At 67.9% G+C, this 15,304-nt stretch carries 14 protein-coding genes; 10 read left to right on the top strand and 4 right to left on the bottom strand.

Going from position 1 to position 15,304, the window contains the following annotated elements; genetic code table 11:
• Positions 1 to 32: 32 nt before the first annotated feature.
• Positions 33 to 476 carry a hypothetical protein gene (locus tag ING98_09375; GenBank protein MCA3102073.1) on the bottom strand — a complete coding sequence of 148 codons (444 nt, stop codon included), beginning with the start codon at positions 474 to 476 and terminating at the stop codon, positions 33 to 35.
• A 120-nt stretch (positions 477 to 596) separates the two neighbouring features.
• On the bottom strand, positions 597 to 2,066 hold the full coding sequence (locus tag ING98_09370; GenBank protein ID MCA3102072.1) for a deoxyribodipyrimidine photo-lyase: 1,470 nt from the start codon (positions 2,064 to 2,066) through the stop codon (positions 597 to 599).
• A 120-nt stretch (positions 2,067 to 2,186) separates the two neighbouring features.
• Between ING98_09370 and ING98_09365 the strand changes: the two genes are divergently transcribed.
• The 8 genes from ING98_09365 to ING98_09330 all read left to right on the top strand — a co-directional run bounded on the left by ING98_09365 (position 2,187) and on the right by ING98_09330 (position 9,841).
• A complete protein-coding gene (locus tag ING98_09365) occupies positions 2,187 to 2,753 on the top strand; it encodes a YqgE/AlgH family protein (GenBank protein MCA3102071.1) in 567 nt (188 codons plus the stop codon).
• Positions 2,746 to 3,171: a Holliday junction resolvase RuvX gene (gene ruvX, locus ING98_09360; protein MCA3102070.1), complete on the top strand. Its 426-nt coding sequence runs from the start codon at positions 2,746 to 2,748 to the stop codon at positions 3,169 to 3,171. Before ING98_09365 ends, ruvX begins: the two co-directional genes overlap by 8 nt.
• A complete protein-coding gene (pyrR, locus tag ING98_09355; GenBank protein ID MCA3102069.1) occupies positions 3,168 to 3,737 on the top strand; it encodes a bifunctional pyr operon transcriptional regulator/uracil phosphoribosyltransferase PyrR in 570 nt (189 codons plus the stop codon). The genes ruvX and pyrR overlap by 4 nt, the downstream gene beginning before the upstream one ends.
• Positions 3,738 to 3,781: 44 nt before the next feature.
• Complete coding sequence (locus tag ING98_09350) at positions 3,782 to 4,738, top strand: aspartate carbamoyltransferase catalytic subunit (protein MCA3102068.1); 957 nt, start codon at positions 3,782 to 3,784, stop codon at positions 4,736 to 4,738.
• Position 4,739: 1 nt separating this feature from the next.
• On the top strand, positions 4,740 to 6,068 hold the full coding sequence (locus ING98_09345; GenBank protein ID MCA3102067.1) for a dihydroorotase: 1,329 nt from the start codon (positions 4,740 to 4,742) through the stop codon (positions 6,066 to 6,068).
• 20 nt (positions 6,069 to 6,088) lie between these two features.
• Positions 6,089 to 8,167, top strand: a complete 2,079-nt coding sequence (locus tag ING98_09340; protein ID MCA3102066.1) for a M3 family metallopeptidase — start codon at positions 6,089 to 6,091, stop codon at positions 8,165 to 8,167.
• Between the two features lie 26 nt (positions 8,168 to 8,193).
• Positions 8,194 to 8,925 carry a glutaredoxin family protein gene (locus ING98_09335; GenBank protein ID MCA3102065.1) on the top strand — a complete coding sequence of 244 codons (732 nt, stop codon included), beginning with the start codon at positions 8,194 to 8,196 and terminating at the stop codon, positions 8,923 to 8,925.
• Between the two features lie 67 nt (positions 8,926 to 8,992).
• Positions 8,993 to 9,841 (top strand): serine protein kinase RIO, encoded by an 849-nt coding sequence (locus ING98_09330; GenBank protein ID MCA3102064.1) that lies wholly within the window; start codon positions 8,993 to 8,995, stop codon positions 9,839 to 9,841.
• Between the two features lie 40 nt (positions 9,842 to 9,881).
• Here the strand turns inward: ING98_09330 and ING98_09325 are convergent, their stop codons facing one another.
• Positions 9,882 to 10,697 carry a formate/nitrite transporter family protein gene (locus ING98_09325; protein ID MCA3102063.1) on the bottom strand — a complete coding sequence of 272 codons (816 nt, stop codon included), beginning with the start codon at positions 10,695 to 10,697 and terminating at the stop codon, positions 9,882 to 9,884.
• Between the two features lie 253 nt (positions 10,698 to 10,950).
• Here ING98_09325 and ahpC point away from each other — a divergent pair, with 253 nt between their 5' ends.
• Positions 10,951 to 11,514: a peroxiredoxin gene (gene ahpC / locus ING98_09320; protein ID MCA3102062.1), complete on the top strand. Its 564-nt coding sequence runs from the start codon at positions 10,951 to 10,953 to the stop codon at positions 11,512 to 11,514.
• Between the two features lie 159 nt (positions 11,515 to 11,673).
• Positions 11,674 to 13,254, top strand: a complete 1,581-nt coding sequence (ahpF, locus tag ING98_09315; GenBank protein ID MCA3102061.1) for an alkyl hydroperoxide reductase subunit F — start codon at positions 11,674 to 11,676, stop codon at positions 13,252 to 13,254.
• Between the two features lie 59 nt (positions 13,255 to 13,313).
• Here the strand turns inward: ahpF and ING98_09310 are convergent, their stop codons facing one another.
• Positions 13,314 to 15,296: a Gldg family protein gene (locus ING98_09310; protein ID MCA3102060.1), complete on the bottom strand. Its 1,983-nt coding sequence runs from the start codon at positions 15,294 to 15,296 to the stop codon at positions 13,314 to 13,316.
• Between the last annotated feature and the right edge of the window lie 8 nt (positions 15,297 to 15,304).

The following is a 15,304-nucleotide window of genomic DNA, read 5'->3' as shown; positions in this document are numbered from 1 at the left end:
GCTTCCTCCCGGGGCCTCGATCGGGCTTGCACTTACCGCCCCATGCCGCGTGTCGCCCAGAGCGGCGGCACGAACAGCATCAGGAAGCCCGCGTTCAGCAGAGCGTTCTGCCAGTAACCGGACAACAGGGAGTAGGACGTATCGGCCACGAACCATGCGCCGACCGAGCCGGCAACCAGGACCCAGGCATCCCGGGAACCCTCGGCGAACAGCGTCCGCGTCACATGGAACAACGCGCACCCCCAGCCGACCAGCACGCCACCGATCACGGCATGGGCAAGGGATACATAGCCGGCCGCTTCCGCGCCGAACCTGTCGATGTACCCCGGGGAGCCGAACACCAGCAGCGAGAAGGCTCGCCGCGTCAGGCCAGGGGCGATCACCATCACCATGCCGAAGAGGATGACCAGGGCCGAGGCCGCAAGCAGCCAGCGGACCCAGAAGCGTGGAGGCCGGCAGGCAATGTCGCGGTTCATCAGCGTGTCTCGGTTAACCACCTGGCGGACAGGAAGATACGCTGGAAACATGCACCCCGAAAGACCGGGGGCAGCATCGCGGTGGGCTGGCAGGGGCGCTTGAAGGAACTGTCCGCAGCCTCACCCCTTCACCGCCTTGTACAGCGCCAGCGCCTTCAGCCGTCGCTCGGCGTGGTCGACCACCGGCAGCGGATAGTCGCGGCCGATCGTGCAGCCGGCCATCTGCTGCTCGAGCGCCGGCATCGTCCACGGGGCGTGGATGTACTTCGCCGGTACCTTCGCCAGCTCGGGCAGGTAGCGGCGGATGAACCTGCCCTCGGCATCGAAGCGCTCGGACTGGCTCACCGGGTTGAAGATGCGGAAGTACGGCTGTGCATCGCAGCCGGTCGAGGCCGCCCATTGCCAGCCGCCGTTGTTGGCAGACAGGTCGAAGTCGTTCAGGTGCTCGGCGAAGTAGCGTTCGCCCTGGCGCCAGTCGACCAGCAGGTCCTTCACAAGGAAGGAGGCGACGATCATGCGCAGCCGGTTGTGCATGTAGCCCGTCTGGTTGATCTGGCGCATCGCCGCGTCGACGATCGGGTAGCCGGTGCGCGCCTCGCACCATGCGGCAAACAGCGCCGGGTCATCCTCGAACGCGAGGCGGTCGTACTCGCGCTTCCACGAGCCGCCCACCACGTGCGGATGCTGGGACAGGATCATGAAGTAGAAGTCGCGCCAGACCAGCTCCGACAGCCATACCCGCGCGCCTTCGCTGGTACCGCCCCCGGCCGCCGTTCGCTCGTATGCGAGGCGCGCCAGTTCGCGGATCGACACCGTGCCGAAGCGCAGGTGCACCGACAGGTAGGACGGACCCTTCACCGACGGGAAGTCGCGCCGCTCGTGGTAACCGTCGATACGCGTCAGGAACGCATCGAGCAGCGTGCGCGCGCCGCTCTCGCCGGTCGGGATCTCGAGCGCGGACAGGTTCGTACGCTCGAAACCGATCGCCTCCAGCGGCAGATCGGACGGACGACGCGCGCCGGCCAGCGGCGGCTGCAGTTGCCCGGGCGCCGGCGCGAAGACCGCCTCGGCCAGTTCGCGCGCGCCGGACTCGCCGAGCTTCTTCAGCCATGCGTTGCGATAGGGCGTGAACACCCCGAACACGGTGCCAGCCCCGGTGAGGACCTCCCGGCGCTCGAACACGACCTGGTCCTTGCGGGTCTCGAACGCGACGCCAGCCGCGGCCAGCGCCTCGGCAACCGATCGGTCGCGTTCGATCGCTTCCGGTTCGTAGTCGTGGTTGGCGAACACCGCCTGCACGCCGAGCTGTCGCGCGAGCGCCGGAATCGCCTCGCGCGCATCGAGGTGGCAGGTGATCAGCCCGCCGCCGGCCGCCGCCAGGCGCGCGTCCAGCTCCAGCAGGCTCTGGCCGATGAACTCGACCCGCCGGTCGGCGCGCGACGGCAGCCGGTCGAGGATGGCGCGGTCATGCACGAACGCGCACCAGACCCGCCGTGCTGCCGCGAGCGCCGCGCAGAGCGCTGCATTGTCCCCCGTACGCAGGTCACGGCGAAACCAGAACAGGGCGCTGTCGAGCGTTCTCACGGGCATCGGCGGGCGGCGCTGCGGACGGGCAGCCGCCGTCGCACCGGATCGCACCATAGGCAAAGGGATCGAATTGTGGCGGGCCGGTACGGCGATTACAATCGTGACTCCGCCCGACCACGCCCAATGCCCATCGAACCGATCAACCTGACCGGCCACTTCCTGATCGCCATGCCCGCCATGGCCGATCCGAATTTCTCGAAGACGGTCACCTACATCTGCGAGCACAACGAGAAGGGCGCGCTCGGCGTGGTAGTCAATCGTCCGACCGACATGACACTGCAGGGGCTGTTCGAGCAGGTCGACATCCCGCTCGAATCGCCGCAGCTGCGCGGGCTGCCGGTGCATTACGGTGGCCCGGTGCAGGTCGACCGCGGCTTCGTGCTGCACAAGCCGATCGGCAGCTGGCAGTCGACGCTGCAGGTGCGCAACGACATCGGGCTCACGACGTCGAAAGACATCCTGACCGCGCTCGGCCAGGGCGAAGGCCCGACGCAGGTGCTGATCACCATCGGCTATGCCGGCTGGTCCGCCGGCCAGCTCGAGAACGAGATCCGCCAGAACGCCTGGCTCACCGTGGCCGCCGACGCCAGTACGCTGTTCGATACGCCGCCGGAAGGGCGGATGTCCGGGGCGCTGGGGCTGCTCGGCATCGACCTCTCGCGCCTGTCTGAGCAGGCCGGCCATGCATGAGGCTGCTACCGGCACCGTGCTGGCGTTCGACTACGGCACGCGACGCATCGGCGTTGCAGTCGGCGATCTCGGGCAGCGCTCGGCCCATCCGCTGACCACCATCGACGCCAGCGACCGCGCCGCTTCCGAAGCGAAGATCACCGCGCTGGTCGAGGAATGGCGGCCGGCCCGGCTGGTGGTCGGCGTGCCGCGGGCCCTCGACGGTACGGAACACCAGATGACGCGCTCGGCGCGCGCGTTCGGCCGGGCGCTGTCGCGCAGGCACGCGCTGCCGGTGGACGAGATCGACGAACGGCTGACCTCGGTCGATGCCGAGGCGATGCTGCGCGAGGCTGGTGTCGACCGCCTGCGCCGCACTGGCCTGGTCGATGCACACGCCGCCTTCATCATCCTGCGCGACTTCCTCGAGGCCCGATGAGTACCCAGCCCACCTTCCCGTCGGTCGATCCGTCGGCGCTGCCGGCAGTCGACACGTTGATGGATGCGCTGGTCGAGCAGATCCGCCCGCAGGTCGATCCGGCCCGGTGCGGGATGGTCGGCATCCACAGCGGCGGTGTCTGGATCGCCGAGCGCCTGCACCGGATGCTCGGCCTCGCGCTGCCGCTGGGCACCATCGACGTCGGCCTGCATCGCGACGACCTCGAGACCTCGGGGCTGCGCATCCGCATGCGTGCATCGATGATCCCGTTCGAGGTCGCCGGCGCCGACATCCTGCTGGTCGACGACGTGCTGCACACCGGGCGCACGATCCGCGCAGCGATGAACGAACTGTTCGACTACGGGCGCCCGGAGCGCATCCGGCTGGCGGCACTGCTCGACCGCGGCGGGCGCCACCTCCCGGTCGCGGCGACCTTCCTCGGCGCACATGTCGAGATCGAGTCCGGCCGCGAGATCGTGCTCGACCGCTGCGCCAGCGGCGCGCATGCCGACACGCTGCTGCTGAAGGTGCAACAGCGCAGCGGGCCGCGCGAATCTGCCACCTGACGCGCCACCCCATACATCCACGGATCCGCAGCGCCACGCACAGGATGACCATGACCCGCAACCCACAGCTCGATGCGCACGGTGCGCTCAGGCACCTGCTGTCGATCGAAGGCCTGCCACGGGATGTGCTGGTCAACATCCTCGACACCGCAAGGCCGTTCGTCAGCGTCACCGAGCGCGAGGTGAAGAAGGTGCCGGTGCTGCGCGGCAAGAGCGTGTTCAACCTGTTCTTCGAGAACTCGACGCGCACCCGCACCACGTTCGAGATCGCCGCCAAGCGGCTGTCGGCCGACGTCATCAACCTGAACATCAACGCCAGCTCGGCGAGCAAGGGCGAATCGCTGCTCGACACGATCTCGAACCTCTCGGCGATGGATGCCGACATGTTCGTCGTGCGCCATGCGCAGAGCGGCGCGCCGTTCCTGATCGCGAGCCACGTCCGCGAAGGCATCAGCGTGATCAACGCCGGCGACGGGCGCCACCAGCACCCGACGCAGGCGCTGCTCGACATGTACACGATCCGCCACTACAAGGAGTCGTTCACCGGGCTCACCGTGGCGATCGTCGGCGACGTGCTGCACTCGCGGGTCGCACGCTCGCAGATTCATGCGCTGTCGATCCTCGGCGTGCCCGAGATCCGCGTGGTCGGCCCGAAGACGCTGGTGCCCGACGCGTTCTCGCGGATGGGCGTGCGCGTGTTCAACCGGATGGAAGCGGCGCTGAAGGGCGTCGACGTGGTGTCGATGCTGAGGCTGCAGAACGAACGCATGGACGGCGGCCTGCTGCCCAGCGCACAGGAGTACTACAAGAGCTATGGACTCACTGCCGAACGGCTCGCCCTGGCGAAGCCCGATGCCATCGTGCTGCATCCGGGTCCGATGAACCGCGGCGTCGAGATCGAATCGAGCGTCGCCGACGGCTCGCAGTCGGTGATCCTGCCGCAGGTGACCTTCGGCATCGCGGTGCGCATGGCTGTGATGTCGATCCTCGGGGTAGGCTGAGATGGCGCATCCTGCAGCAGCGCCTCTGGTGATCCACGGCGGCACGGTGATCGACCCGGTCACCAGCCGCGAATACCGGGCCGACCTCACGATCGACGGCGGCGTCATCCGCGCCGTGGGTCGCGTGCCGGACGGCTTCGGCGACGCGCGCCGGATCGATGCCACCGGGCTGATAGTCTGTCCCGGTCTGGTAGACCTCTCGGCACGGCTGCGCGAGCCCGGCTACGAGTACAAGGCAACGCTCGAGTCCGAACTCGCTGCGGCGGTCGCCGGAGGCGTCACCAGCCTCGCCTGCCCGCCCGACACCGATCCGCCGCTCGACGAGCCCGGCCTGGTCGAGATGCTGAAGTACCGGGCCCAGACACTCGCGCTGTCGCGCGTGTATCCGATCGGTGCACTGACCCAGGGCCTCGGGGGCGAACGCATCACCGAGATGGCCGAACTCACCGAGGCCGGTTGCGTCGCGTTCTCGCAGGCAGACCATCCGGTCACCGACACGCGCGTGCTGATGCGCACGATGCAGTACGCGGCGAGCTTCGACTTTCCGGTGTGGCTGCGGCCGCAGGAGCACTTCCTGGCGCGCGGCGGCGTCGCGCACAGCGGTGAAGTTGCGACCCGGCTCGGGCTGCCCGGCATCCCTGTGTGCGCCGAGACGATCGCGATCGACACGCTGGTCACGCTGGCCCAGCTGACCGGTGCGCGGCTGCACCTGTGCCGGCTGTCGAGCGCACGGGCGGTCGAGCAGGTACGCGCCGCGCGTGCGAGCGGCCTCGCGCTCACCTGCGACGTGGCGATCCACCACGTGCACCTGTGCGACATCGATATCGGCTATTTCGATGCGCACAGCCACCTCGTACCGCCGCTGCGCAGCTTGCGCGACCGCGCTGCGCTGCGCGCAGCGCTCGCCGATGGCACGATCGACGCGGCCTGCTCCGACCACACGCCGGTCGACGAGGACGCGAAACAGCTGCCGTTCGGCGAATCCGAGGCGGGCGCGACCGGCCTGGAGCTTCTGCTGCCCCTCACGCTCAAGTGGGCCGCCGAACAGTCGATCGATCGCCCGACCGCGCTTGCCCGCATCACCACCGACCCGGCGCGCATCCTCGGCCTGCCCGCAGGCCGCATCGAGGCCGGCGCCAGGGCCGACCTCTGCCTGTTCGACCCGCTCGAAGACTGGATCGTCGGCCCCAGCACCCTCGTGAGCCAGGGCAAGAACACACCGTTCTCCGGGCTTCCGATGTCGGGGCGTGTCAGGCACACCGTTGTCGGCGGCGAACTGGTGTTCTCGCGCGCACGGAGCAACGTGACGACCTTGCCGCGTCGGCCGTGACGCGCAGACTGCAGGAGCACATGATGGACAATCCCCTCCTCGACCAGTCGGGCCTTCCCCGGTTCGGCGACATCCGCGTCGAGCATGTCGGTCCCGCGGTCGAAGCGTTGCTGGCCCGCAATCGCGAAGAGATCGCGAAGATCGCGGCAGACCCCGCCGAACCGCGTTGGGACACCTTCGCCGCGCCGCTCGAGGACGCGTCCGACCGCCTGCGCAGGGCCTGGGGACTGGTCGGCCACCTGAACGCCGTCATGAACAGCCCGGAACTGCGCGAGGCCTACAACGGCAACCTGCCGCGCATCACCGAGTACTACACCGAGATCGGCCAGAACGAGTCGCTGTTCTCGAAGTTCAAGGCGCTCGCGGCCAGCCCGGGGTTTGCGGAGCTGTCGCCCGCCCGGCGCAAGGTGATCGAGAACGAGATACGCGATTTCCGACTGTCCGGCGCGGAACTGCCGCCGGCGCAGAAGCAGCGCTACCGCGAAATCAGCGAGCGGCTGGCGACGCTGTCGTCGCGCTTCTCCGACAACGTGCTCGATGCCACCAACGCGTTCTCGCATTACGAAACCGATCATGCTGCGCTGGCCGGCCTGCCAGACGATGCGGTCGAGGCCGCAGCCGAAGCGGCGAAGGCGGAGGGGCGCGAAGGCTACCGCTTCACGCTGCAGGCGCCCTCGTACATGCCGGTGATGCAGTATGCCGACGACCGGAGCCTGCGCGAACGCCTGTACCGCGCGTACGTGACCCGTGCGTCCGAGCACGGCAACCCCGAGTGGGACAACAGCCCGCTGATCGGCGAGATCCTCGCACTGCGCCATGAACTCGCGAAGCTCCTCGGCTTCCCCGACTTCGCAGCCCTCTCGCTCGCGGCCAAGATGGCGGATTCGGCCCGGCAGGTAGACGATTTCCTGGGCGAGCTTGCCGCCAAGGCCCGTCCGTTCGCCCTGCGCGACCTCGCGCAACTGCGCGCGTTCGCCGCCGAACGGCTGGGCATGCAGGAGCTGCAGTCCTGGGACCTCGCCTATGTATCCGAGAAGCTGCGCATCGAACGTTATTCGTTCTCGGACAATGAAGTGAAGCAGTACTTCCCCGAACCGCAGGTGCTGCCTGGCATGTTCCGCGTCGTCGAGACGATCTACGGGCTCACCATCACCGAACGCGACGCACCGACGTGGCATCCGGACGTGCGATTCTTCGAGGTTGCCGATGCGTCCGGAAATCCGGTCGGCCATTTCTATCTCGACCTCTACGCGCGTGCATCCAAGCGCGGCGGTGCGTGGATGGACGACGCGATCGCCCGGCGCCGTGTCTCCGGCCAGGTGCAGTTGCCGCTCGCCTACCTCACCTGCAACTTTCCCGCGCCGGTGCCCCGGGCGGACGGCACGCCGCGTCCGGCGCTGTTCACCCATGACGACGTGGTCACGCTGTTCCACGAGTTCGGCCACGGACTGCACCACCTGCTCACCGAAGTCGATGAGCTGTTCGTCTCTGGCATCAACGGCGTCGAATGGGACGCGGTCGAGTTGCCCAGCCAGTTCATGGAGAACTTCTGCTGGGAGTGGGACGTGCTCAAGCATCTGACCCGGCATGTCGACACGGGCGAAACGATGCCGAAGGCACTGTTCGACCGGATGCTTGCGGCGAAGAACTTCCAGGGCGGGCTGCAGACGCTGCGCCAGGTCGAGTTCGCCCTGTTCGACATGCGCATCCATGCCGCAGCCACCGCAGAAGGCGGCATTGCGCCCCAGACCGTGCTCGAACAGGTCCGGCGCGCGGTTGCCGTGATCCAGCCGCCCGAGTTCAACCGCTTCGCGCACGGCTTCTCGCATATCTTCGCCGGCGGGTATGCTGCCGGCTACTACAGCTACAAGTGGGCGGAAGTGCTGTCGGCCGACGCCTACAGCCTGTTCGAGGAGCGCGGCGTACTCAACCCCGAGATCGGCGCACGCTTCAGGGACGAAGTCCTGGCAAGGGGCGGCAGCCGTCCGGCCCTCGAATCCTTCGTCCGGTTTCGTGGCCGCGAGCCGAAGATCGACGCACTGCTGCGCCACGGCGGCATGGACGAAGCGGCGTCGACCGGGCCGGCGACGACAGCCTGACAACCCAACCGCAGCAGGAGAACGCGATGCACAGGAACAGGACGGACATAACCGTGCGCCTCCCCCGGTGCCGCAGGCTTGCCCGCGCATCGGCCCCGGCGATGATGGTCGCCGGCGCCCTCCTCCTCGGCCTGTCGACCCTGCCCGGAGAGGCCGCGGCGCAGCAGATCCGCTGCTGGACCACCGACAGCGGCTCCCGGGAATGCTCGGACATGCCGCCGCCACCGGCTGCCAAGGCCATCAACGAAGTACGCGGGCGTGCCGGTCGCATCGAGGGCCAGGAATCCTTCGCACAGCGTCAGGCAAGCGAACGCTTCCCGGTCACGCTGTGGAGCAACGATTGCGGCGAACCATGCACCAGCGCGCGCAAGCTGCTGGCGAGCCGAGGCATACCGTTCACCGAACGCAACCCGTCGCTGCCGGCGCTGCAGGAAGAATTCAAGCGGGTGACCAAGGGCCAGATGCAGGTGCCGCTGCTGATCGTCGGCACGGCCATGCTGGTCGGGTACGAGGAAGGACAGTGGAACTCGACGCTGGATGCAGCGGGCTATTCGCGAACCCCGGGGCCGGCACGGCGACCGGCCGCGCCGCCAACGGCACAGCCGCAGCCCGCTTCGCCGCCGGCGCCCACGACAGGTCCCGGCGGCGCGATCCTGCCGCCACAGGGGCTCTCGCCCGTGCCGGGAAGCCCGGGAGGACCCGGCACACCGCCCGTCTCGCCCGCAGGGCCTGCCGGAAGCGGGGCGATTCCGCGCTGAGTGCGCCCACCGGCGCTGCCCGGCCGGGCATGTGCCAGGCACAGCCCCCGCGGCGCACAATAGGGGCATGAAGACACCCAAGAGACTCGAGCCCCTCATCGAAGAGGGACTGATCGACGCGGTCGTGCGCCAGTTGATGAGCGGCAAGGAAGCCAACGTCTATGTCGTGCGCAGCGGCGACCAGACCCTGTGCGCGAAGATCTACAAGGAAGCCACCCACCGCAGCTTCCGCCAGGCCGTCGATTACACCGAGAACCGGCGCGTGAAGAGCAGCCGACAGGCGCGGGCGATGGCGCGCGGCACGCGCTTCGGCCGCGAATCCCAGGAAGCCGCCTGGCAGTCTGCCGAAGTCGATGCACTGCACCGGCTGTTCGCCGCCGGCGTGCGCGTACCGGCGCCGCGCAACTTCTGCGACGGCGTGCTGCTGATGGACCTCGTGTCGGACGGAGACGGAAATGCGGCACCCCGGCTCAACGACGTCGTGTTCACCGAGGACGAAGCGCGGATTCACCACCAGTCGCTGCTGCGCGAGGTGGTACGCATGCTCGGCGCCGGCATCATCCACGGCGACCTGTCCGAATTCAACATCCTGCTCGCCAGCGATGGCCCGGTCATCATCGACCTGCCCCAGGCGGTAGACGCCGCCGGCAACAACCATGCGAAGCGGCTGCTGATCCGCGACGTGGTCAACCTGCGCAACTTCTTCGGTCGGTTCGCCCCTGCGCTGATGACGACCGACTACGGCCACGAGATCTGGGACCTCTACGAACGCGGCCTGCTCACCCCGCAGGTAGAACTCACCGGACACTTCGAAGGCGATCTCGGCGAGGTCGACATCGATGGCGTGATGCGCGAGATCGGCGACGCGCTGGCCGAGGAAGCGGCACGTCGCCTGCGTCTGCAGACCCAACACTGACCGGATTCGATGGCCACGGCATCGACCTGCCCGTGCCGGATCAGCGCCGATCGACACGCTCCGGGCTGCCTGGCGTGCGCAGGTACACCACCCAATAGATACCCGCCACCAGCACTGCACCCCCGACGACATTGCCTGCAATCACGCACAACAGGTTGCCCGCGATGTCCGCGACGGAGAGCGGCGCCCCCAGCAGCAGTGCCAGCGGGTACAGGTACATGTTGGCAACCGAGTGCTCGAAGCCGGACGCCACGAACGCCGTGACCGGGAACACGATCGCCACGGCCTTGTCGGCCACGCTGCGCCCGCCCATCGCCATCCACACCGCCATGCACACCAGCGCATTGCAGAGCACCGCGCGGAAGAACGCCTCCACCAGGGGCAATTGCGCCTTCGCGGTCGCGATCTGCACCGCTGCGGCGCCGACCCGTCCGTCGTTGAGCCCGGCGTGCCCGGACAGCCAGACCAGGCATGCCAGGACCGCAGCGCCGACGAAGTTGGCGACGCACACCACCGCCCAGTTGCGCAGCAGTGCGCCCGTACCCACGCGTCCGCTGGCCCATGCCATCACGATCAGGTTGTTGCCGGTGAACAGTTCGGCGCCGGCTACCACGACCAGCAACAGCCCGAGTGAAAACGCGAGACCACCCAGCAGCCGCGATACGGCGAATCCCGGAGAAGGATCGCTGGCCACCAGCGTGAACATCATCGCACCGAGCCCGATGAAGGCACCGCCGAGCAATCCCAGCAGGACCAGCGTGGGCAATGGCAGCCCGACCTTTTCGACACCGACGGCGCTGACGCGCTGGGCGATCTCGCGTGGCGAGTAGGCGTCCAGGCCGAACAGGGCATTCATCCCGGCCCCGGGCGGGACATGGTTGCGGCATCGGCTGGCCTGCCGGAACGGACAACGCACTGCCGTTGCACGATACGCCGGCCTCGGGGCACACTCCGCCTCGCCATCCGGTCCGACACGATAGCCAGGCTCAATCGGACCGATTCGGACATTCAATTGGTCTGCTGGTTGTCCAGCCGGTAGCATACGTCTACTGTTTTGCCGGTACACGCTTTTTCCGCAACGCTTCATAACCACCTCACGGAGGTATTCCATGTCGCTGATCAACACCCCGGTCAAACCTTTCAAGGCCACCGCGTTCCACGACGGCAAGTTCGTCGACGTCACCGAGCAGTCGCTGAAGGGCAAGTGGAGCGTGTTCGTGTTCTACCCGGCTGACTTCACGTTCGTCTGCCCGACCGAACTCGAAGACCTGGCCAACCATCACGAGACGTTCAAGAAACTGGGCGTCGACGTCTACGGCATCTCGACCGACACCCATTTCGCCCACAAGGCCTGGCACGACACGTCGGATGCCATCAAGAAGGTCAAGTACGCGCTGATCGGCGACCCGACCGGCACGATCACCCGCAACTTCGAAGTGATGATCGAAGAAGCCGGCCTGGCGCTGCGCGGCACCTTCGTGATCAACCCGGACGGCGTGATCAAGCTGTGCGAGATCCACGACAACGGCATCGGCCGCGATGCGTCGGAACTGCTGCGCAAGGTCAAGGCTGCCCAGTACGTGGCATCGCACCCGGGTGAAGTGTGCCCGGCGAAGTGGCAGGAAGGCGCCGCGACCCTGAAGCCGTCGCTGGACCTCGTCGGCAAGATCTGACCGACCCCTTCCCCGGCAGCGCGGCCACCCGCCGTCCTTCCGGGGAACCCTGCGGCGAAACTGCCGCCTGTTCCGTCCGCCGCCGGGGTTGCGCGATCCGCACCCCTGCGATGGCTCGGGACCTGCTGTCCCGAATTCCACCCAAAAGGTACCGACATCATGCTGGACACCGACCTCAAGACTCAACTCAAGGCCTACCTCGAACGCCTGACCCAGCCGATCGAGCTGGTCGCCTCGCTCGACGATCGCCCCGCATCGCAGGAGATGCGCGAGTTGCTGGAGGAAATCGCCAGCCTGAACGACAAGGTCAGTACCCGCTTCGACGGCAGCGATGCACGCCGCCCCTCGTTCTCGGTCAGCCGCGTCGGACACGACATGGGCGTGCGGTTCGCGGCCATCCCGATGGGCCATGAGTTCACCTCGCTGGTGCTGGCACTGTTGCAGGCCGGTGGCCATCCGCCGAAGGTCGAGGCGGAGATCATCGAGCAGATCCGCTCGCTGGACGTCGAGCTGAAGTTCGAAACCTACATGTCGCTGTCGTGCCATAACTGCCCGGACGTCGTCCAGGCACTGAACCTGATGGCCGTGCTCAACCCGAAGGTGCACCATGTCGCGATCGACGGCGGCCTGTTCAAGGACGAGGTCGAGTCGCGCCAGGTCATGGCAGTTCCGTTCGTGTACCTGAACGGCGAGCCGTTCGCCTCGGGCCGGATGGAGATCGCCGACATCCTGGCCAAGGTCGACAGCGGCGCCGCGGCGCGCGACGCCGCACGCCTGGGCGCCAAGGAGACCTTCGACATGCTGATCGTCGGCGGCGGGCCCGCCGGCGCGGCCGCGGCGGTCTACGCCGCACGCAAGGGTATCCGTACCGGCATCGTCGCCGAGCGCTTCGGCGGCCAGACGCTCGACACCCTGGGCATCGAGAACTACATCTCCGTGCTGGAGACCGAAGGACCGAAGTTCGCCGCGGCACTGGAAGCGCACGTTCGCCACTACGGCGTCGACGTCATGAACAGCCAGCAGGTCGTGTCGCTGGAGCCGGCCGCGCAGCCGGGCGGCCTCGCCAGCGTCGTGCTGGCCAATGGAGCCGCGCTCAAGGCACGTTCGGTGATCCTGGCCACCGGCGCCCGCTGGCGCAACGTCAACGTGCCCGGCGAGGCCGAGTACCGCAACAAGGGCGTGGCCTACTGCCCGCACTGCGACGGCCCGCTGTTCAAGGGCAAGCATGTTGCAGTGATCGGCGGTGGCAACTCCGGCGTCGAGGCCGCGATCGACCTCGCCGGCGTGGTGGCGCACGTGACGGTCGTCGAATTCGCCGACCAGCTGAAGGCCGATGCCGTGCTGGTACGCAAGCTGAACAGCCTGCCCAACGTGACGGTGCATACCAGCGCCCAGACCACCGAGATCACCGGTGAAGGTGGCAAGGTGAACGGCCTGAAGTTCACCGATCGCCGCAACGGTGAGCAGCACACGGTCGAACTGGCAGGTGTGTTCGTGCAGATCGGCCTGGTGCCCAATACCGAGTGGCTGAAGGGCGTGGTCGAGCTGTCCAAGTACGGCGAGATCGTGGTCGATGCCAAGGGCGCGACCAACGTCCCGGGCATCTTCGCCGCAGGCGACGTGACGACCGTGCCGTTCAAACAGATCGTCATCGCGGCTGGCGAGGGTTCGAAGTCGGCGCTGTCGGCGTTCGACTACCTGATCCGTACCCCGACGGTCGAACTCAGCGCGGCGGCGTGACCGGCTCCGCCGGTCCGCGCCACGATCGTTGAACCGGCGGGAGTCCCGCCGGCGCAGCCTCAGCGCCCGAGCCTGCGCCGGCGGATAGCGAACAGTCCCAGCCCGGCGAAGGCCACAACCGCCGGCATCAGCGCGATGTTGGCCACCTTGGTGACCAGTTCCAGCCGATCGGTCTCCAGGCGCAGCGTGCGCCGCAGTTCCTTCAGCTGCGCCTTGGTTTCGGTCGACTTGCGCTGGAAGGCGTCGATCTCGGCCTGCTGTTCCGCGCTGGGCGTGAAGGCCGAGCCGGGTGCGCGGGACCGCTGAAGCTTCTGGAGCCGGTCCTGGGTCTGGATCAGGTCGTCCTCGAGTTCCTTGATCGCGCCGAGGTATTCCTGCTGGGCACGCTCGGCGATCTCCAGCGGCACGGTCAGCGGCCGCGAGAAGGCAGCACGGCTGCGCAGCGCGCCGAGCGCGGTGTCGCCGGCGAATGCCTCGACCAGGCTCTGCAGGAAGTCGAGGTTGCCGTTGATCGGCACCCGCACCTGCTGGCCGAACGACTCCTGGATCTGCACCACCACGCCGTCGGCAAGCATGTCGATGTCGGAGACCAGCACGACCTGTGCGTCCGCCGTCGCCTTGCCCAGGTGGGCGGCCGGATCGGCCGGGGTCGGCGGCGCCGGCGCAGGTTCGGCCGCCGCACCGTCGCGCAGCGGCACGGGCGCGATCGCCTCGACCTTCGGTGGGCCGTCCGGGAACGCCGTCGGAAAGCGACCGACCAGGCGCAGTGCGAGTGCATGCGCCTTGCCCGAAGGCTGGAAGCCGCGCGCGGCATCGACACCGGTCAGCGTCGCGATGATCGGGTCGATCAGCATCGAATTCGGAGAGGTGCGCAACAGCGTGTTGGCGGTCAGGCCGGGCACCGCCTTGCCTTCGATCGGAGCGAACCAACCGGGGAACGGGATGGTGAGCGCGCCCACCTGCCCGATCACCAGGTCGTCCTTGTTCAGCGCGTCACCCTGCACGTTGAGCAGGGTCGGCATGGCGCGACCGTTCTGGTTGCTCGCCAGCGTGAGGTCAGCCACGATCTTGCCGGTCGGCATCGTGTAGCCCCAGGCACTCAGCAGCTTCTGGAACGTCGACTCGCTCGCGGTGTTGCCAGCCAGCGGATTCTCGAGGTTGCGCTGCTGGTCGAAGAACGCATACGGATCGACGAATGCGATCAGCCGGCCGCCGCGCAGCACGAACTGGTCGATTGCATACTCGCCTGCCTCGGACAGGTCGCGCGGATGGATCACCAGCAGTACCTTGACCTCGTCCGGGATGCGCGTGCTCTCCATCGGCACCGGCCGCACGTCGAAGTTGCGCTGCAGCTCCTGGATGGCGATCCACGGACCGGTGGGCAGCCGGCCGAGCATCAGCTCCATCGGACGGCCGAACACCGGGATCGCGCTCATCACGCCAATCACCGGCCGGCGCTCCTGCATCACCTGCGCGATCGCGCGCGTGATGTCGTACTCGAGCAGCCGCTCGCGTTCCGGCGAGAGCACCGGGATCGCGACCGCATGCGAGGTCTTCGCGGCGTCCCCTTTCGGCGCCGTTCCCTTCGCAGCATCACCCTTGGCAGCATCGCGTCGCTCGATGGCGAGCCCGAGGTAGAACTTCTCCTGGTTCGGCGTCACCTGGGCATCGATGCCGTCGCGCGTCGCGGCGTCCTCGGCGTCGGAATCGGGCTCGGGGTTCAGGCGCTCCAGCACCAGCCGCCCGCCGGACGCCGCCACGTACTCGGCCAGCAGGTCCTGCACGCGCTTGGCGAAGGTGTTGAGCGCCACCGGCACCGAGGTGTCGCCGCTCTGCGTGTAATAGAAACGGATCACGACCGGCGCGTCGAGCTTCGACAGCACCTGCCGCGTGCCGTCGGACAGCGTGTACACGCGCCCTTCGGTGAGGTCGAGGCGGGCCGGCACGGCCGACAGCACGACATTGAGGACCACCAGCGCGACGAACAGCAGCGCCAGGCCGGCGGGGGACATCAAACGCTTCACGAGGTTTCCGGAGGCCATCGTCACAT

It is taken from the genome of Rhodocyclaceae bacterium, assembly GCA_020248265.1.
Classification (GTDB): Bacteria; Pseudomonadota; Gammaproteobacteria; order Burkholderiales; family CAIKXV01; genus CAIKXV01.
This window is presented reverse-complemented; position numbering and strand designations above follow the sequence as displayed.